Consider the following 20,386-nt stretch of genomic DNA (forward strand, 5'->3'; position numbering starts at 1 on the left):
TAAACAAAATGCTGGATACTGAGATAGAAAAGGAAATAGCTTCTAAATACAACCTTACAGTTAAAAATATAGCACCTTTAAGAGATGCTCATATATTAAATACATCTAAAGGCAAAAAGATTATAAGGAAAACAAAATTACCCCCGGAAAGGATTATTTTCATCCATGCTGCAAAAGAATACCTGTACAGAAACAACTTTACAAATCTTGACAGATATATTTGCACTAATGATAACCTGCCATACTTTATTTTTGACAATAATATATACACTATAACCGACTTATTTGACGGTAGGGAATGTAACTTCGATGATTCCAGGGATGTGGTTAATGCTTCTTTACTTTTAGCTTCAATGCATAAAACTTCAAAGGGTTTTGTTAAGCCCTCTGATTGCACTCCAAGAGATGAACTTGGAAAGCTTCCGGTTTATTTTACAAAACGTCTGGAGGATATTAAGCGGCTCAGAAATATTGCAAAAAAGGAAGGCAGTAAATTTGATTATTTGTACCTTAAGCATTTCGACTTTTTTTACAACTTGGGTCAAAGCGGTTTAGCCCAAATTCAGTCATCCAAGTATAATGAGCTTGTTGATAAGGCCAGAAAAGAGGGTTCTCTGTGCCATCATGATTTTACATACCACAATATAATTTGCAGCGAAAGCAAGACATATGCTATAAACTTTGATTACTGCTGTTTTGAACTCTGCATATACGATCTAGCCAACTTTTTAAGAAGAAAGATGCGAAAATGTAAATGGAATCATAATGAAGCAAGAATAATACTTGACAAGTACTGTTCAGTTAATGATTTAGATAAATCCGAATTTGAGGTTTTAAAGATAATTTTGCAGTTTCCTCAAAAATTCTGGAGAGTAGCTAATAAATATTATAACAGCAAACGCAGTTGGTCGGAAAAAAGCTATCTGTCAAAGCTACAGGAAGTAATTGATGAAATGGAATATCATAAAAAATTTATAGATAAATTTGATACTTTCTATTAACTTTTTTCATATACTCATACCTTACCCTTTTATATAAAAAAGGCTTGCAGATAAATTATGCAGGCCTTTTTTTGTATTATTCCTTAATCCAAAAAATTAATGACTTAAATAGAATTAAAACAACCCAACTATTTTACCACTATCATCTATATCTATTCTCTCAGCAGCAGGTACCTTCGGAAGGCCTGGCATGGTCATTATTTCCCCGGTAATTGCAACAATAAACCCGGCTCCTGCAGATATCCTTACCTCTCTGACTGTTATGTCAAATCCCTGAGGTCTGCCTAAAAGGGCAGGGTTATCCGATAATGAATACTGTGTTTTCGCCATACATATTGGAAGCCTGTCAAGCCCCATTTCCTCTATCTTTTTAATTGATTTTTCTGCAGCTTGTGTATAAACTACTCCCTTACCTCCGTATATCTCTCTTGTAATTACATCTATTTTTTCCTTTATCGGAAGCTTTTCATCGTATATAGGTTTAAAATCAGATGTGGTGCTGTCTATTAGCTTAACAAGCTTTTCTGCTAATTCCCGGCCACCTTCCCCACCTTTTGAAAACACCTGCGAGAAGGCAACTTCAACATTCAGCTTGAGACATTGATTTCTTACATACTCAACTTCTTTATCCGAATCAGTATCAAAATGGTTAATAGTAACCATGACAGGCACATTAAACTTCCTTAGGTTTTCAACATGCTTTTCCACGTTTACAAACCCTTTTTCGAGTGCTTCCAGATCTTCTTCCTTAAGCTGGTCCTTCTTTAAACCTCCGTTATACTTCAACGCCCTTATAGTAGCAACCAGAACAATGGCATCAGGTTTTAACCCTGCATATCTGCACTTTATATCAAGAAATTTTTCTGCACCTAAATCAGCACCAAATCCTGCCTCAGTTATAACATAATCTCCAAGCTTCAATGCCAGCTTTGTTGCCATTATGCTGTTGCATCCATGTGCAATATTTGCAAATGGTCCCCCATGCATAAGGCAAGGTGTGTTTTCCAGCGTCTGTACCAGGTTGGGCTTTATAGCATCCTTTAAAAGAAGGGTCATTGCTCCGTCTACATTAAGGTCTTTTGCGGTTACAGGCTGTCCGCTGTAATTATAGCCAATTATAATTCTACCAAGGCGTTCCTTAAGATCCATCAGGTCAGAAGAAAGGCACAATATAGCCATAATTTCCGAGGCAACGGTTATTACAAAACCATCCTCTCTTGGAAAACCATTTACCTTACCCCCAAGTCCTACAACAACTTCCCTAAGTGCCCTGTCATTCATATCCAGAGCTCTTTTCCATACTATTTGTCTTAAATCTATTCCAAGTGAATTTCCCTGATGGATATGATTGTCTATTGCAGCAGATAAAAGGTTATTTGCAGTTGTAATAGCATGCATGTCTCCTGTAAAATGAAGATTTATATCTTCCATCGGAACTACCTGTGCATAGCCTCCTCCTGCTGCTCCGCCTTTAACCCCCATAACTGGTCCAAGAGATGGTTCCCTCAGTGCAATTATAGCTTTCTTTCCTATTTTTTTCATAGCTTGTCCAAGGCCAACTGTAGTGGTGGTCTTTCCTTCACCTGCCGGAGTAGGATTAATAGCGGTTACCAGCACAAGCTTTCCATCTTTTTTATCTTTAAGTCTTTCCCAAACATCTTCAGTAAGCTTGGCTTTATATTTACCATACAGCTCAATTTCTTCAGCTGTTAACCCTATTTCTTCAGCAATCTTTGTTATAGGCAGCATGGAACATTGCTGTGCTATTTCTATGTCAGTCAACATATACCTTACCTCCGTTTATAATTCTGTTATATAATTATACCTTTTTAAATTTAATCATTTCAATATATTTTCACAATATAAACAATAAAACCATATTATAATATTGTAAATCTATTTTATGTTAAGTGATTTTTATGGCAAATGTAAAGATTGGTGATTTAGTTCTGCGAAAGTCTTATGGATGTGATATATTATTTAGAGTATCAGATAGTATTATAGTTGACGGCAAAGAAATTTTTATACTTAACGGCATCCATTACAGAATTCAAGCAGACTCACAGGAAGATGACCTTGTAATTCATAAAAAAACAAGCGATGTTGATAATTTCCATATTGCTGTCAATACTTAAATTTTAAAAGGGCCATTATGGCCCCTGCTTTTACTTATAGACTTTTTCATTTATCTATATATCTTATGCATTATACCGTCTCTTATTTCTCTCTTCAAGTACGGTATCAAGAGCATCTGCCTCGTTTATGACGGTTTCAATTCTCTCGAGCATCTCTTCAGACTCCAAGCTGGATATTATCTGCTGCCTGTACATAGCAACCATGCTCTCCATATAGTCAAGCTTGGCACTTATTTTTTCCAGCTCAAGCCTTTCGTTTTTTATTTTATCAATCATTTTTTGATCCATTTCGATGGCTCGTTTTATATCTTCTGCAACACTTGTATTTGCATTGAATGTAAGCTTTCGGTTATTGGCATTAACCCTGTTAACTATATCTGATATATTAACATTTGAAAGCTCTTTGCTTCTTATAGCAAAATTTATCAAAAGTTTTAAATAGGTAAGTAAAAGGTTTAATGTCTGCTCAACAATTTTGCCCTTAAGATAACTTTTTTCTCCATTCTTATATGAATTGAGAATGTCAGTTCTCTGATCCATTACCTTTTTAAGTCTTGCATAATAGGCAGAGTTTAAATGCCTTTTTGCTTCGTATGCCAACTGGACACATTTCTCGTTTAATTCTCTAAGGAGTCTTTTTTTCTCCTGTGCACTTACCTTATCAAAGAATGTTTTACTGTTTAGACTCTGCAGCACCAACGCTATGTAAATGACTGCAGAGGCACCTAATCCGGCAGGTATAGCAATATTCTCTCCAATACCCGTCAAATGATTAAATTCCCCATATCCAGCAAATGTAGCAAATGCTAAAAGTACAGGGATACTTATATTCCTAAAATTAAACAATGCCTTGGTAAATAGCTTACGTTTCATAATAATTTTATGCTTATACTCCTATCCCGGAAAATAAACTTCAAACATATTGTTTGCAAAATACAATCCTGCAATTCAACATATACGCATTAATTGGATGTTTTGTTTTCATTCTTTTCCTTGACTTCAAATCCCTGATCCCCTGCAAGCATGGCTTCTGCTCTGGCTTTTGCCCTTTCTCTGGCAGAGTTCATATCCAATCTCTTTATCTTCATTTCTGTATTGTCAGAATTTAAGGATTCTACTGCATTGGCTCTTGCAGTCTTCTTATTAACGATTTCCCTTGCTCTATCCATGCTGTCATTAATGCTTCCTACCCTAGTATTTCTTGAAGAGTACTTTGCATTAACTGAGTTTATATTTTCTCTTAAAGTAGCCATTTTTGCCTGTGACTTCAATGTCTTGAGCTCATTAAGCTTCACAGACATTTCTGATTCGAATATCTTGAAATCTTCCCTAATACGTGCTACTTCAACCATCGCATTATCATAGGTAGCCTTATGTGTTTCATAGGTAGTCTGAAGCTCTTCTTCCTGTACCAGGAGTTCAACTAAAATGTCCATATCCCCTTGCCTTTGAGCTGCTTCTACCCTTGCTTTAACAGCATTAAGATTTTTCTCTGAATTTTTCATTTCTATTTTTATAAGTTCTGCATTTGTCTGAATTTCAATTATCTGTTGTTCTGCTTCTTTCCTTGCCTTATCCACCTGGTTCTTTATATCTTCAAATAGTAACTCCGGATTTCTTTCTTCCATGTTTCCTACAAACATTCCGAAAAAACCTCTAACCATAGCCCCAAGCCTACTGAACAATCCCATATTTTATTGCCTCCTTAAAATTCTTATATAATATTAATTTATAACAAATTACAGCGATTGTAAACCCTAATTAAGATACGATATTTATAGCGTTTTGTTTGATAATTTTGAAAAAAATTTTTATTAATCATCACTTAGTGATACTTCAAATATAACTTCCGCTATAAATTTCGCTCATGTATTGACTTAACTCGTCAACACCCGCTCAAAAGCGTAAGTAATATTTTAATCATCACTTACCTAATGCAATACCTTCGTCAATGACCTCTTCATTATCCAGCATATCCTTATATTTATCAGACAAAAGATCTTTGTCATCGCATTCCTTGATAGCTAAAAGTGTCATAAATTCAACCTGTTGAGTACTTGGTCTGCACCTTTGGAGAGCCTCGAACAGTATATCGCTTGTTATTACGGTGTCTTCCTTTTCATCTTCATTTGCCAGTTCATAAGCCTTTCTCACTACCGCCTCTATTTCAGCACCAGTATAGTTCTCCGCCTTCTTTGCGTAAGGAACAAAATCCTCAATGTCTGTTTCAAACTTGTACTTCATCATCATTATCTTAAAAATTTCAGCCCGTTCATTATCTTCTGGAAGGAGAATTGGTATCTTTTTATCAAACCTTCCTGCCCTTTTAAGTGCAGCATCCAATAGGTCAGGCCTGTTGGTAGCAGCTATAAATATTACTTTTCCTCTATTATTTGTATTACTGGTGAACTGCAAAAATTCACTAAATATATTTCTGCTTACACCATTTTCTTCGTTATCTCCTCTTCGAAACGCCGTATCAATTTCATCCACAAATACTATAACTGGCTGCTGTGACTGTGCACCAAGAAGGCTCTTTTTGAAGTTCTTTTCACTCTCACCCACATATTGGCCTAAAATTCTGGACATATCAATTTTAACACAGTTAAACCCGCTCGCCTTCGCCAATGCATTTACGAGAAGTGTCTTTCCCGTACCGGAAGGACCACATAGAAGTATCCCCATGGGAACTCTTCTTAAGTCACCCTTCTTTATTGGATTTATAATATTTTTTAGAAGGTAATTCTTGGCCTTTTCCATACCGCCAATATCCTCAAATCCGATCTCCGGATAAATAAACTCAAGAACATCACCATATTCCTTTTTAAGGACAGAGTGCTTCTTTTCCTTGATAAACTCAAAGCTAACCGGCACATCTTCTGCCTCAGCCTTAAGCTTTATATCTTTAATGGATTTCTTATTTAATCCTGATGACAGCTTGGCAAACTCATCCATGGTAACATCACATTTAACCGCATCTTCTTTAAGAAGGTACTCTATATATTCCTTTCTTTCCTGTTCTCCCGGCAGCTCCACAATAATAGGCTCAACTCTGTACGAAGACTTGAATATCTCTTTGCTAACATCTGCCAGATTGTCTGCCATCATAAATACCGATGACCCCACGCTGGAAATTTTAGAGTCTACTGACCAGCCGCTAATCCATATCAAAGCTGAACGCTCTTCAAAAGAAAGGCTGCCTACATCTCCAGAAGGTATTATCTTCTCTACATGATCAATAAAAATAGCCATTTTCGTATTTTTAAGAGCTTTATCTATATAGGGAAACAGCTTGGATGGCATCAACCTGTATTGGCCTGCCAACTCGTTTGAAGTAATTTTATTAAATTCCCTCTCCATTCCCGGGTCAAAAAATGTAAGACCTCTTGAAATATCATAAAAGGCAATAATTCCAAAATTTCTCTGCTTCAAAAACTCCTCATAGAGGTACCTTTCAATATTCCTATAATTATCTACAATATCCCTGACATTGAAATAAAAAAGGAATTCGTGCGAAATTCCTGCTTTATATCTGCTCAAAAACTCTTTATACCACATAATTCTATCGGCCCCTGTAATGTTGTTTTATTTGATATTAATACTACCATATAAAAGTGTTAACTGCAACGAAATAATGGTGCAGCCTCAACCATTATTTCGTTATTTTGAGCCAAATTACCACTACATTTCCAAACCTATATTTATCTCAACCTTACCGCATCCGGTGTTCATTTCCAAGCAAATTGTTTCAACTGAGCTTATTATGAAATAAATATCCTTTCCAAATATGAGAGAAGGTGGTGTTAGGTCAATTGTCAAGCCATTCTCAGATAGAATACCACATGCAGTTCCCGTTACCATATTTGTTAATTCGCTAATGGCACTTCTTGAAAGTGCATCCATTGTCTCCACTGGCTCTCCCATCATCATTGCAGATGCAATTTTCTTAGCCGTCTCCTCCGAAAAGGAATATGCAATATTTCCCCTTGCTCCTCCAATAAGTCCAATAACCGATGTTATGTCCATATCAACATGCATCTTTTCTTTCTTTTTGAGTCCGCTCTTAGTTACATCGCTTATCCCGAATTCTCCAAGTACTTTAACCAATGCCTGCAAAAACGGATTAATATATTTTATGTCCATAACTATCTACTCCTTTCGAAGGCAATATTGAACTTAAGCTTGCCATATTGTGTTGTACAGTTTATCGACTGGGACGAAATCTTTGGGATGCATATAACAGGGTTATTACCTGCAAAAACTATAGGTGGAGCTAATCTAAGTTTCAGTTTCATACTGTTGTTTAACTGGGTAATTCCATCCCCAGCTATAATATTATTGAGCTCAGAAATAGTGGCAAGAACCATATCGTCCTTTACAGATGCAAAAGAATCTCCATTTATGTTTTGTGCAATTGTAAGGGCAAGCCCAGGCTCCATATCAATAAGCAGTCTCCCTACAAATAATCCTGAAAAAGTAATTATTGAAGAAACACCATAGGAGACAATATCATCATTTTCTCCATAAAACTCACCATCATAGCTTACTGATACGCTACTCATCTGGTAAAAGATATTTTTGATACTGCTTAAAAAGGGTGCAGTCAATTCCGTTATATTCATGAGTTAAGCCTCCTGTATTATAACTTATTATCACAATATAATAATTATCGTCTTTTTATGTATTTTTATTTAATGGTTAATATAACAACTGTACCATGGCTTGAAATGAATATTTTTTCATTATTAAAGGCAAAATAAAAGGAGATTACTAAACATAATATTACAATTCTTTGTATACGATAAAGGAGATTATAAATGGAAACCGTAAACTTTAATGTTCCGTCATTATCATGTAGTGCATGCACCGGTAAAATAACTGAAGATTTAAAAACCTTAAAAGGAATAAAAAATGTTGACACCGATCTAAAGTCACAGATGGTTAAAATAGATTACAATCCAGATGAAATAAAGCCACAGGATATCAAGAGCCAGATATACCAAATGGGATTTGAAGTTTTCTAATAACAAAATCACTTGCGATTTTGCAACCTTGATTGATGTCGTAAAAGATTGCAGCATGTGTACATCATAATTTCCTAAACATTAACAATGAGGTGATTTCGGTTATCAGAAATCACCTCATGTTTTTCATTGATTTAACAATTGCTTCTTTTTGGTTTTCTATGTGTGCATATGCAGCCTTTTGTGCTTTTTCTCCATCTCTTGAAGTTATAGCTTCAAATATCTCAATATGCTCCTTAACCAGGTTACCGGGAGTACTGAAATCCTTTGTATACATAATTCTGAATCTGTGGACCTGTTCTCTTAAATTGCTTACCAGCTGCATGAGTTTATCATTCCTTGATGACCTATAAATAGCCTCATGAAACTCTACATCTTTTTTTATCATATCCTGGAAATTGCCCTTTTCTACGTTTTTGGCAAACTGGGCTTCTATTGTTTTAAGATCTTTAAGTTCATCATCTTTTATTCTCGAAGCAGCCAAAAATGCTGCCTCACCGTCCAATGCCGCCCTTACCTCTAAAACATCCATTATGTCCTTCATAGAAAGGCCAGAAACACTTGCACCTTTTCTAGCGGTCATTAGTACCCATCCTTCAAGTTCAAGCTTTCTGATTGCTTCCCTTACAGGCGTTCTGCTAACCCCCATTTTTTCTGCCAGCTGAACCTCCATGAGCCTCTCTCCAGGCTTCAATTCACCCGTTATGATTGCTTCTCTCAATGTATCAAAAATCACATCTCTGAGTGGCTTATAATTATTTAAATTTATTTTAGATAATTTGCCCTGCATATTATTGCATCTCCTCATTAATTGTTTGTGTAAGAATACAATCCCACCTGTTATTTTTCATGGATTCATATGCTTTCTGTGCCTTTAGCTTGTCCTCAAATATTCCAAAAACAGTAGGTCCGCTTCCGCTCATCATGCTTCCAATAGCTCCATTTTGAAGAAGCCTTTTTTTAATCTCTGATATAATAGTATATTTTACTTCAGTTACTGTTTCCAATACATTCTTCATATTGGCTGCTACAGCCTTCAAATTTTTATTTCCTACAGCTTGGATAATAAGCTCTGTATCAGGTCTATCCACAACCTTTTCAAGCTTTAAATTGTTATACACAAAGGCTGTTGATACACCAATATTAGGTTTAACCAATATGATGTCCACACCATCAAATGGAGAAAGCCTGGTTAAAGTGTCCCCTATTCCCTCTGCAAGCATGGTCCCTCCAAATATGCAATACGGAACATCCGCACCAATTTTCTTACCCAGTCTGGCAAGGTCATCCAAAGATGCACCCAAATCATATAAGCTGTTTATACCCTTTAATACAGCAGCGGCATCTGAACTTCCACCTGCCAGACCTGCTGCAACAGGAATCATTTTTTTTATATTTATATTTATACCGGTTTTTATGCCATACTCATCCATTATAAGCTTGGCTGCTTTATATGCAATATTGCCTTCTCCCTCAGGTATATAAGCACTATTACAATCAATCTTTATCTGGCTGTCTGTCTTCTCAATACTAACCAGATCATGAAGCCCAAGTGTCTGCATAACCATCTTTAAGTCATGATAACCATCTTCTCTTTTTCTTAAGACATCAAGAGAAAGATTAATTTTAGCCCTGGCTTTATACTCAACTCTTTCCATTTTGACCTCAATATAGGAACGAATTCCTTTATAAAAATTTAACAAGCAAATAATATTATATACAAAATACAATCTTATTTCAACAAAAAGTGCCTGATTCAATATATTCAGGCACTTTCCCCTTTTATTATGCATAAACTATTTGAATAAGAGCTTTTCAAAAAATACATTATTCAAGTATTTTTTGTATAATATCATTAATTGCAAACAATCATTTGAGGAATAATTATTTGTTGACCCGGAAGTATTGTATCCTTCTCTCCGATATTATTAAACCGTTTAATTTCTTCTATAGTTGTAAAATATCTTTTTGCAATTTTCCAGAGGTTATCACCCTGCTGAGTGTAATAGATAGTCATACTGGGTCTGCGGCTTTTCTTGTTTTCTTCAATGCTATTCTCTGATGCCGATACCATAAACGGTACTGTCTGCTTATTCAAGCCTATAATATTTAAACCTATCGCCATCCTTATTTCCACTTCACTCACAGATACAACACTATAGTTATAGTGTTCAACATCCATTGTCACATCACACTTCATATCAGGCTTCATGCCTTTTATATCCAGATTCTGTCTAAACGGTATTTCCTGCTGAAAACATGATACAGGATCTTCAGTATTATTGGATACATAAAGCATATTAACCTTTATAAATCCTTCAACAACTGCCTTATCTTCCAATATTCTAAACTCACTTAAGATAGGGCTGCACATAACATTGAATACTTCAGATATATCCGGACTTTCCTCATTTATTGCGATAGTGTCCTTTAGAATAATTTGACTTTTATTTTCCATTACTGAATCTTCAACCATTAACGATTCCTTTTCAAATTCAATAATAGTTTGAGGCGTATAAGCATCCGAAATAACCGACATGCTTTTTCTCTCATAGCATCGTCCGCTTACTTCGAGAGATACTTCCCCATTTATGTATCTTAGCTCTCCATCGCTGTCTTCTCCAGCTTCAAACCTATAGTCGATTATATCATAATCCACGACACAGCTTGAGTTTTCTCCGGCACCTTCAATATCAATTTGCTTTGAGAAGGGAACCTCATGCTCCATGGATTGGAAACTTCCCAGCTCATCATCAGCAATGTAAAGTGTTGAAATATTAAGCTCGCCTTTAACGTTTATTTTATTTTCAGAAACCTTATAATCCTTATTGCTTATTTTTATGTCATTCCTTAAAATTTCTTTAATTGCCGGTTTTCCAGACGGAACTTCAAGACTGTCTTCAACAAGGATATCTGCTTTATTATATCCAATATAATTATTTATGTTTACATTTTCCTTTAAAACCTGAATGTCTTCATACCCTTTTAAATCGCATATAACCTCTTTATCTGCCTCATTAAGGAGTTTTACATCAATCTTCAAAATCGATTTCAAATTGGCTTTTCTGCCGTTTAAAAGCGTATATTCGATGTGCTCAATCTCTCCCTTTACTAAAGGTATCATTCCTGCTCTTGCATTAGATATGCTGATGTCACTATTAAAAGGTGCATTGGTATTAATGCTCTTTATGCTTGAGTTCTCATCGTCTGAAATGTACAGTATCTTGTACTTAATAGTTCCAGATATATTTATTCTGTCGTTTGATATATCTGTGCTGGTAATAGAAATTTCACCGTCTAATAACAAAATTCTCATTATATCCGGTTTTACATCGGGTACTATCACGTCATTTTCTACAACGGTTTGTATCGATTCCTCATTAACCGAATCAATAACCCTAAAAGATTCCTTTACAGTATCAAGAGACATAATTTAATCCTCCTCAAAGCTTAATATATAATAACAGCCAACCATAAGTCACTTAAGGCTTGATTGAAATATTACTTCACGTTTTGAGCGTGTGTTAACGAGTTAAGTTAACACGAAAGCGAAATTATACGGGAAGTTATAATTTCAAAATGACTAATCAAATTTGGAATGTGCTTAAGAATAACTAAAATAATTTAGTCATTTCTGATTAATGTATATTAAAACTTTTGAGAATATATGATAATTTTTTTATTCTTATATTACTAATGGATTAATTTTTTCAAGAATATAAAAAGGCCGGATTGATCCGGCCTTTTTATATTCTTGAAAAGTAATTGCAATTATTTTAATACCTATAGCAACATCAGCTGACTTGAATTCTCTTGTTGTCCTTGCAAACTACCAACTCAACTGCTTTTGTCAATATATCCGTATAACTGTATGATACTCTTCTGGTAGCTTCGTATTCATTTTCAAACTTTACTATGAAGATGCTGGAATAGGTGTTTTCAAGTACGCCTTCTCTTATAAACGTCTTTTTTCTTCCTTTGTTCGCTTTTAATTGAACTTTTTCGCCTATGCAGGTTTCAATATCCCTTTTAATCTGAAACAAATCACCCTTCTCAATCATTTAATCACCTCATCTTCTGTTTGATATAATTATATCACAAATAAAAAATTTTGTCAAAAAAATATATATTATAACAGGGATTTTTTATTTGTGTCAAGTACTTTTTTAAAACAGAACATTTATTCTAATTTTATCAAACACATTTGTATCCTTTTGTTCTGTTTCTATGGATACCTATGTTGATTATCCTATTGTTTATATAACAACGCTTATCGCGACAATCTCCTGTGTATGTGTATAAATATATACAAAAAGACACCTTGAACTCTTATCTAGGCATGATTGAAATATTACTTCCTGCTTTGAGCATACCTAAAAAGTCCAAAGTGTCTTTATATATTACGCAGTATTAAACGAACCGCATTGATATATCAAATGCCTTAACAGTATGTGTCAACTCTCCTACAGATATTATATCTACTCCGGTTTCTGCTATTTGTCGTATAAAATCCAGGCTTACATTTCCCGACGCCTCAACAGTTGCTCTTCTGTCAATTAACTGAACAGCGTCCTTCATCTGATCCAGACTCATATTGTCAAGCATAATTATATCTGCTTTTGCACTTATAGCTTCTCTTACCTGCTCAATTGTCTCTGTCTCAACTTCAATCTTTATGGTGTGAGGAATATTTTGCCTTACCTTTTCTATTGCTTGTTTTACCCCGCCGGCTGCTTTAATGTGATTATCCTTTATCAAAACACCATCGGAGAGGCAAAATCTATGGTTTGAGCCGCCTCCCATTTTAACAGCATATTTCTCAAGTGCTCTAAGACCTGGAGTGGTTTTCCTTGTGTCCACTACCTTGGTATTAAGACCCTCCAATTTTTCAGCAAACATACCAGTTTTAGTTGCTATTCCTGAAAGATGCTGTAAGTAGTTTAAAGAAGTTCTTTCTGCTTTTAATAATGCAGATGTGCTGCCTTTTATTTGAGCAATTATATCCCCTTTTTTGACCCTATCACCGTCATTAACCTTTTTCATAAACTCAATTTCTTCATCTAGTATTTTAAATACCCTTTCAGACACAAACAAACCTGCTATGATACCGTCATCCTTTGCTATATAAACAGCTGTAGAAGTTGATGCTTTGTCAATAAGGCTGTCGGTGGTAATATCACCTAAAGCTATATCCTCCTTCAAAGCTGCTTTTATAAAATCATCAAGTTCAAATTTATTTAACATTTAACCACTCTCCACAATTTCATATAAATGAATCAAATAAATGATTAATAGACAAACCATATTATTTTTTAACTATAATATTTTTTTGCCAGTTTTGATCATCTGTTTTACTATAGTCAGATCTGAAATGTGCTCCTCTGCTTTCCTTTCTTTCTAATGCGGATTCTACTACAAGCTTTGATAAAAGCACAATATTATGCAGTTCAAAATCCTCAATGGTGCTATATTCCATATTACTTATAGTTTCATAATAACCATTTATTAAATTTGATGCATGCAAAAGACCTTTTTCATCTCTGATAATACCCACATACTTAGTCATAATTTCCTGAACTTTATTCCTTATCTCTTTTTTATCCAGTTGGACCTTTTTCCTTAGAACAGAATAATTCATGGATAAACGGACCGTTCTTCTATCTTTATCATTCAGTTCTTCCTTTACAAGATCACTTATCTTATGTCCGAATACAAGGCCTTCAAGTAGAGAATTGCTAGCCAAACGATTAGCTCCGTGTATACCTGTACAAGCTGCCTCACCACAGGAGTAAAAACCTTTTATATTAGTCCTTCCGAATACATCCGTCCGTATCCCCCCATACAGTAATGCTCTGCAGGAGATACGGGGATTGTATCTTTAGTTATATCTATTCCATAGCTAAGACAGGTCTTAAGAATATTTGGAAATCGGTTTTCAAGATACTCCTTGTCCTTAAAAGAAATATCAAGATAAACATTGGTGGAATCGGTTTTTGTCATTTCAGCAAAAATTGCCCGTGAAACTATATCTCTTGGAGCTAATTCACGCAATTCATGGTAATCAGGCATGAACCTCTGCCCTTTGTTATTAAGAAGCATAGCCCCTTCACCTCTAACAGCTTCAGAAATAAGAAAGGTTTTGTTCTCAGGATGATACAGAACAGTAGGATGAAACTGAATGAACTCCATGTCCATAAGCTCCGCTCCCGCTCTATAAGCAAGGGAAATTCCATCTCCTGTAGCAACCTCCGGATTAGTTGTATTTGTATAAATCTGTCCAAAGCCTCCGGTAGCACATATAACAAAATTAGATAAGTATAATTTAAACGCACTGGTATCCTCATCATATACCAGAATACCCTTACATTCGTTATTTTCTGTTATAAGGTCAATGGCGAAAACCCTTTCCTTAATAACAACATTTTTACGCGTTTTAACCTCAGCAATAAGCTTGTCACAAACTTCCTTACCTGTTGTATCGCCTGCATGGATAATCCTGTTTTTACTATGGGCACCCTCTCTTGTTAACGCCAGATCATCACCCTTTTTATCAAAGTTGACTCCATACTTGCAAATACACTCTATATTTGATGCAGCTTCTTTAACAAGCACCCAAACACTTTCCTCATCACACAAACCAGCACCCGCTACAATAGTATCTTTAAAATGAAGCTCGGGCGAATCTTCCTTATCAAGAGAAACAGCTATACCGCCTTGTGCTAAAACCGAGTTGCTAATATCAATAGTCTCTTTTGTCACAATAGCAACATCAAACTCTTCAGGAATTTCAAGAGCTGTGTATACTCCTGCAATCCCACTGCCTATAATAATAACATCATGATATTCTGTTTCTATTTCCTCGGAATTAAAATTTATCAAATACCTTAAATCATTCAATTCAATCAGCCCTTTACAAATTTGAAATAATTTTAACTTAATTCAAGCATCCTATCAAGGGCATTCTTAGCCCTTACTCTTATATCTTCATCAACATTAATTTCATATTTCATATCATTAAGTGAATTATAGACGCTTTGAAGAGATGTTTTTTTCATGTTTGGACATAGCAACCCTTGGGACATAAGATAGAATGTTTTATTAGGGTTTTGTTTTTTAAGCTTAAATAAAACACCCATTTCTGTACCGATAATAAAATTTTCATGCTTTGATTCTGTAGCATAATCAATTATTTGCTTGGTACTTCCTGCAAAATCTGCCAATTCTACTATTTCAGGTTTACACTCAGGATGGACAAGTAGAAGACTGTCTTTGTAAATTTCTTTAATCTTCAATACATCTTCTGCTTTTATTTTATGGTGCGTTATACAAAAGCCGTTCCATGGTATAATATTCTTATCAGGAACCTGCTTTGCAACGAAATTAGCCAGATTTTGATCAGGAGCAAAAATAATATCCTTCTCCTTAATCTTCTTAACAATATCAATTGCATTAGAAGATGTACAGCATATATCACTCTCAGCCTTTACCTCTGCAGAAGAATTTATATAGCAAACCACCACCGCACCAGGATGCCTCTTCCTCATTTCAATTAGGCCTTCTGCAGTAACCATATCTGCCATTGGACACCCTGCATCAATTTCAGGAAGAAGTACTGTTTTTTCTGGACTCAGTATTTTGGCACTTTCAGCCATAAAGTGTACCCCGCAAAATACTATTGTATTGATATCAACAGATGCACAATACTTGCTTAGTGCAAAGGAATCCCCTACAACATCTGCTATCTCTTGGACCTCATCTACCTGATAATTATGTGCCACAATAACAGCATTTCTTTTTTCTTTTAACTCAATGATTTTTTTCTTTAACTCATTGTTATCCATTTATTGTCCCTACCTTAAATCTTTTATAAAAAATCACAAGGTGATTTTTCAAACTTGGTTATTATCGTGAGAAATTGTGGTGTAGTATACATCATAATTTCCTAGACATCAACAAAATCACTAAGTTGATAATACAATTTTTGTATTACTATAAGAAATTACTGTATATACCATATTGATTCAACATAAAGTCATAAATATTGCTAAACTTTTAACAAAATATATTATAAAATAAGAATTCGTTTTAAACAAATAACTTCACATATCAGTTTCGCAAAGCAGTCTGTTAGGTCTTAAGTCTTGCGAAATGTGTGAAGCAATCTTTAAAAGAATCCTTCTTACATTAATAAAAAGTTTGTATAATGTCTATTTTAATACTATAATGCTTTTTTGTAAAGAAACAATTATGGATAAATCAATATTAATGTAATTATGTTGCAAAAAAGATTTTACAATAGCAAATGCAGTTGATTCGTCTACATTTGTATATTAAAAATAAATTTCTCAACATTTAAAATGTATACTAAAATTTGACTTTTGTCTTTTTACCGCTAATAAAGCTAAAAAATTTGTACCCAGCTGGACTTATAGCAAATATGGCCAGTAGGAAGGTAAAGCATGCCGCAATAATATAAATCTTTGATGAATCTGAAAAATTTCCAGTGATATTGAGAATTGATGCAGAGAAAATTACCAAAAGCCATAGTATGGCATATATAATTGATAGGTTTCTAAATTTCTTTATTTCTTTCTCATTGGTTATTGGCCTGTTTGGAGAATCAGAAGGTGCCCACTTAAGTATCCCTGCAAAAGCTATTGTAAAAGTTATAATAACAAATGCAACTATACTTGTACCGCTCCAATAACTGAATGTATATTTTGACGTTATACTGATTAGGATAAAGAAAGAAAGGGATGTAAATATGCATCTCCAATATTTATCTAGATGACTACCTCCAACAATCATCCTTACCGATCCAAACATTAAGACGATAAAAAAAGTAGGCAGCAGTACTCCTAAAAGATATGAAACAGATACAATTATCAGCCCCTTTAAAATTGCTCCAAAGACAACCGTAAAACCGTAGTAGTATACTCTTCTTTTTTCATGATTTTCTTTTAGCTGCTTCATTAATAAATTTGCACAACGAAAAGCTAAGACGCTTATTAATTTCATTCTTGCTCCCCCTCATGAATAGAGTATTATTGGTTCATTCTATTTAATTTACATAATTTATTATACTATTTATTTAATTAGTTTTCCATAAATAATTGTATTGTCATATATGGTTTTTGCTACAAGCACTTTGTAAATACAAACAGAGCCTTATGCTATTAACATAAGGCTCTGATATAAATCTGGCGACTACCTATTTTACCAAGACGCAACCGTCTAAGTATCGTCGGCACTAAGAAGCTTAACTGCCGTGTTCGGGATGGGAACGGGTGTGACCTTCTCGTAATCATCACCAGAAAATTTAATTGATAAGGCTTTTGCCTATCAACTTTTGACTATTTAATTATCAGGTGAAATCTCTTATCCTAACTTCTGCTAATCTCGCTCATGTGTTGACTTAGTTTCGTCAACACCCGCTCGAATCGGAAGTAATGTCTAAATGATTTCTTGAAATCTCTTATCCTAACTTCCGCTAATCTCGCTCATGTGTTGACTTAGTTTCGTCAACACCCACTCGAATCGGAAGTAGCGTCTAAGTGATTTCTTATATACCCTCAAAACTATATAATGAAGTAATATTGACAAGAATTGATGATTTAACTATGATAAAGACTCTCTTTATAAATACCTGTATAATTGGTCAAGCCCTCGACCTATTAGTATCAGTCAGCTTAATGCATTACTGCACTTACACTCCTGACCTATCAACCATGTAGTCTACATGGGGTCTTACCCTTACGGTGGGATATCTCATCTTAGGGTGGGTTTCACGCTTAGATGCCTTCAGCGTTTATCCCTGCCGAACTTGGCTACCCAGCTGTGCCACTGGTGTGACAACTGGTGCACTAGAGGTTCGTCCATCCCGGTCCTCTCGTACTAAGGACAGATCCCTTCAAATATCCTGCGCCCGCGACAGATAGGGACCGAACTGTCTCACGACGTTCTGAACCCAGCTCGCGTACCGCTTTAATTGGCGAACAGCCAAACCCTTGGAACCTACTACAGCTCCAGGATGCGATGAGCCGACATCGAGGTGCCAAACCTCCCCGTCGATGTGGACTCTTGGGGGAGATAAGCCTGTTATCCCCAGGGTAGCTTTTATCCGTTGAGCGATGGCAATTCCACTTTCATACCACCGGATCACTAAGCCCTACTTTCGTACCTGCTCGACTTGTTTGTCTCGCAGTCAGGCTACCTTATGCCTTTGCACTCGATGCACGATTTCCAACCGTGCTGAGGTAACCTTTGGACGCCTCCGTTACCTTTTGGGAGGCGACCGCCCCAGTCAAACTGCCCACCTGACATTGTCCCAAGTCCGGATTACGGACTCTGGTTAGAGTTCCAGTACTCTTAGAGTGGTATCCCAACATTGGCTCCATAATGGCTAGCGCCACTACTTCCAAGCCTCCCACCTATCCTGTACAAAGAATACCGAAACCCAGTATCAGGCTACAGTAAAGCTCCATGGGGTCTTTCCGTCTAGTCGCGGGTAACTTGCATCTTCACAAGTACTACAATTTCGCCGGGTACGTTGTTGAGACAGTGCCCAAGTCATTACGCCATTCGTGCGGGTCAGAACTTACCTGACAAGGAATTTCGCTACCTTAGGACCGTTATAGTTACGGCCGCCGTTTACTGGGGCTTAAGTTCACTGCTTCGCCTTGCGACTTACAGATTCCCGTAACCTTCCAGCACCGGGCAGGCGTCAGCCCCTATACTTCATCTTTCGATTTAGCAGAGACCTGTGTTTTTGATAAACAGTTGCTTGGGCCTATTCTCTGCGACCTCATTGCTGAGGCACCCCTTATTGCGAACTTACGGGGTCAATTTGCCGAGTTCCTTAACAACGCTTCTCCCGATCGTCTTAGGATTCTCTCCTCACCTACCTGTGTCGGTTTGCGGTACGGGTACCATCATCCTCGATAGTGGCTTTTCTCGTCAGCGTGGAATCTGTCACTTCGGTACTCTAATTTCCCTCCTCATAAGATATTCGAACCGTCTGGCGGATTTGCCTACCAAACTGTCTACCTTCTTTGAACGAGCTCTTCCAGTCACTCGCTTGACTTATCCTCCTGCGTCCCCACTTCTCTAATAGCGGCTAACGGTAGTACAGGAATTTCAACCTGTTGTCCATCGCCTACGCCTCTCGGCCTCAGCTTAGGTCCCGACTTACCCTGGGCGGACGAACCTTCCCCAGGAAACCTTAGGTTTTCGACGGTAAAGATTCTCACTTTACTCTCGCTACTTATTCCGGCATTCTCACTACTGCTTCGTCCACATGTCCTTACGATCATGCTTCAGCCTACAACAGTAAGCTCCCCTACCCCTCGTGTGTGCTCAATGCTGCTCCCTAATTCACAGCTTTAGCTTGAGGACAATTTAACGAAAAATATCTTATTTGTTTCACAAGGATATTTTTCGTGAAGCTTCCCTTCACTTTACTGCTTATTAAAGTAACACCATTGAACACACACAAAGCCATAGCTTCGGTACACAGTTTTAGCCCCGGTAATTTTCGGCGCAGGCTCACTCGACTAGTGAGCTATTACGCACTCTTTGAATGAGTGGCTGCTTCTAAGCCAACATCCTAGTTGTCTTAGCAAACCCACATCCTTTTCCACTTAACTGTGATTTTGGGACCTTAGCTGATGGTCTGGGCTGTTTCCCTTTTGACAACGAAACTTATCTCACGCTGTCTGACTCCCAAGGAGCATCTATACGGCATTCAGAGTTTGATAGGGTTCGGTAACCCGGTAAGGCCCCTAGCCCATTCAGTGCTTTACCTCCGTTAGACTCCCTTGAGGCTAGCCCTAAAGCTATTTCGGGGAGAACCAGCTATCTCCGAGTTCGATTGGAATTTCTCCGCCATCCACAGCTCATCCCAGACCTTTTCAACGGTCATGTGGTTCGGTCCTCCACGAGATTTTACTCCCGCTTCAACCTGTCCATGGATAGGTCACCCGGTTTCGGGTCTATTACACGTAACTTATCGCCCTATTAAGACTCGGTTTCCCTTCGGCTCCGTACCTTTAAGTACTTAACCTTGCTACGTACAATAACTCGCCGGACCGTTCTACAAAAAGTACGCTGTCGAGCCTTAATGCTCTACAACTGCTTGTAAACATAGGGTTTCAGGTTCTATTTCACTCCCCTCCCGGGGTTCTTTTCACCTTTCCCTCACGGTACTGCTTCACTATCGGTCACCAGT

16 protein-coding genes, 2 rRNA genes and 1 pseudogene (1 of these 19 only partly in view) are annotated in these 20,386 nt (G+C 36.6%); 3 read left to right on the plus strand and 16 right to left on the minus strand.

The window, feature by feature from the left end; translation table 11 throughout:
• The first annotated feature begins 8 nt into the window (after positions 1-8).
• Entirely contained in the window at positions 9-1,001 is a 993-nt protein-coding gene (locus Bccel_RS24075; RefSeq protein ID WP_036935037.1) for a CotS family spore coat protein, read from the plus strand.
• A gap of 114 nt (positions 1,002-1,115) precedes the next feature.
• Here Bccel_RS24075 and Bccel_RS24080 read toward each other — a convergent pair whose 3' ends face one another.
• Positions 1,116-2,786 (minus strand): formate--tetrahydrofolate ligase, encoded by a 1,671-nt coding sequence (locus Bccel_RS24080; protein WP_036935035.1) that lies wholly within the window; start codon positions 2,784-2,786, stop codon positions 1,116-1,118.
• A 134-nt stretch (positions 2,787-2,920) separates the two neighbouring features.
• Between Bccel_RS24080 and Bccel_RS24085 the strand changes: the two genes are divergently transcribed.
• Positions 2,921-3,136, plus strand: coding sequence for a sporulation peptidase YabG (locus Bccel_RS24085; protein ID WP_036935033.1), 216 nt, complete (start codon positions 2,921-2,923; stop codon positions 3,134-3,136).
• Between the two features lie 63 nt (positions 3,137-3,199).
• Here the strand turns inward: Bccel_RS24085 and Bccel_RS24090 are convergent, their stop codons facing one another.
• The 5 genes from Bccel_RS24090 to Bccel_RS24110 form a co-directional block, all read right to left on the minus strand.
• On the minus strand, positions 3,200-4,009 hold the full coding sequence (locus tag Bccel_RS24090) for a hypothetical protein (RefSeq protein ID WP_036935031.1): 810 nt from the start codon (positions 4,007-4,009) through the stop codon (positions 3,200-3,202).
• A gap of 89 nt (positions 4,010-4,098) precedes the next feature.
• Positions 4,099-4,827, minus strand: a complete 729-nt coding sequence (locus Bccel_RS24095; RefSeq protein WP_036935028.1) for a PspA/IM30 family protein — start codon at positions 4,825-4,827, stop codon at positions 4,099-4,101.
• Between the two features lie 232 nt (positions 4,828-5,059).
• A complete protein-coding gene (locus Bccel_RS24100; RefSeq protein WP_050753796.1) occupies positions 5,060-6,694 on the minus strand; it encodes an ATP-binding protein in 1,635 nt (544 codons plus the stop codon).
• 123 nt (positions 6,695-6,817) lie between these two features.
• Positions 6,818-7,279: a chemotaxis protein CheX gene (locus Bccel_RS24105; protein WP_036935026.1), complete on the minus strand. Its 462-nt coding sequence runs from the start codon at positions 7,277-7,279 to the stop codon at positions 6,818-6,820.
• A gap of 2 nt (positions 7,280-7,281) precedes the next feature.
• Positions 7,282-7,758 carry a chemotaxis protein CheX gene (locus Bccel_RS24110; protein WP_036935023.1) on the minus strand — a complete coding sequence of 159 codons (477 nt, stop codon included), beginning with the start codon at positions 7,756-7,758 and terminating at the stop codon, positions 7,282-7,284.
• Positions 7,759-7,953: 195 nt separating this feature from the next.
• Between Bccel_RS24110 and Bccel_RS24115 the strand changes: the two genes are divergently transcribed.
• The gene (locus tag Bccel_RS24115) at positions 7,954-8,160 is read left to right on the plus strand and encodes a heavy-metal-associated domain-containing protein (RefSeq protein WP_036935020.1); all 207 of its coding nucleotides are present in this window, start codon (positions 7,954-7,956) and stop codon (positions 8,158-8,160) included.
• Positions 8,161-8,272: 112 nt separating this feature from the next.
• Here the strand turns inward: Bccel_RS24115 and Bccel_RS24120 are convergent, their stop codons facing one another.
• From Bccel_RS24120 to Bccel_RS24165, 10 genes and pseudogenes are all read right to left on the minus strand, one after another.
• A complete protein-coding gene (locus Bccel_RS24120) occupies positions 8,273-8,950 on the minus strand; it encodes a GntR family transcriptional regulator (RefSeq protein ID WP_036935018.1) in 678 nt (225 codons plus the stop codon).
• A 1-nt stretch (position 8,951) separates the two neighbouring features.
• Entirely contained in the window at positions 8,952-9,818 is an 867-nt protein-coding gene (ispE, locus tag Bccel_RS24125; RefSeq protein ID WP_036935851.1) for a 4-(cytidine 5'-diphospho)-2-C-methyl-D-erythritol kinase, read from the minus strand.
• Positions 9,819-10,015: 197 nt separating this feature from the next.
• A complete protein-coding gene (locus Bccel_RS24130) occupies positions 10,016-11,590 on the minus strand; it encodes a DUF3794 and LysM peptidoglycan-binding domain-containing protein (RefSeq protein WP_036935016.1) in 1,575 nt (524 codons plus the stop codon).
• A gap of 364 nt (positions 11,591-11,954) precedes the next feature.
• Complete coding sequence (locus Bccel_RS24135) at positions 11,955-12,221, minus strand: Veg family protein (protein WP_036935014.1); 267 nt, start codon at positions 12,219-12,221, stop codon at positions 11,955-11,957.
• Between the two features lie 349 nt (positions 12,222-12,570).
• Positions 12,571-13,404: a carboxylating nicotinate-nucleotide diphosphorylase gene (nadC, locus tag Bccel_RS24140; RefSeq protein WP_036935011.1), complete on the minus strand. Its 834-nt coding sequence runs from the start codon at positions 13,402-13,404 to the stop codon at positions 12,571-12,573.
• Between the two features lie 61 nt (positions 13,405-13,465).
• Positions 13,466-15,039, minus strand: a pseudogene (gene nadB / locus Bccel_RS24145) (L-aspartate oxidase).
• A gap of 50 nt (positions 15,040-15,089) precedes the next feature.
• Entirely contained in the window at positions 15,090-16,001 is a 912-nt protein-coding gene (gene nadA / locus Bccel_RS24150; RefSeq protein WP_036935007.1) for a quinolinate synthase NadA, read from the minus strand.
• Between the two features lie 523 nt (positions 16,002-16,524).
• On the minus strand, positions 16,525-17,178 hold the full coding sequence (locus tag Bccel_RS24155) for an accessory gene regulator ArgB-like protein (protein ID WP_036935005.1): 654 nt from the start codon (positions 17,176-17,178) through the stop codon (positions 16,525-16,527).
• Between the two features lie 180 nt (positions 17,179-17,358).
• A 5S ribosomal RNA gene (rrf, locus tag Bccel_RS24160) occupies positions 17,359-17,475 on the minus strand.
• A 339-nt stretch (positions 17,476-17,814) separates the two neighbouring features.
• Positions 17,815-20,386 (minus strand): 23S ribosomal RNA (locus tag Bccel_RS24165) (it continues 478 nt past the right edge of the window).

The sequence above is a fragment of the Pseudobacteroides cellulosolvens ATCC 35603 = DSM 2933 genome (assembly GCF_001262605.1).
GTDB lineage: Bacteria > Bacillota > Clostridia > Acetivibrionales > DSM-2933 > Pseudobacteroides > Pseudobacteroides cellulosolvens.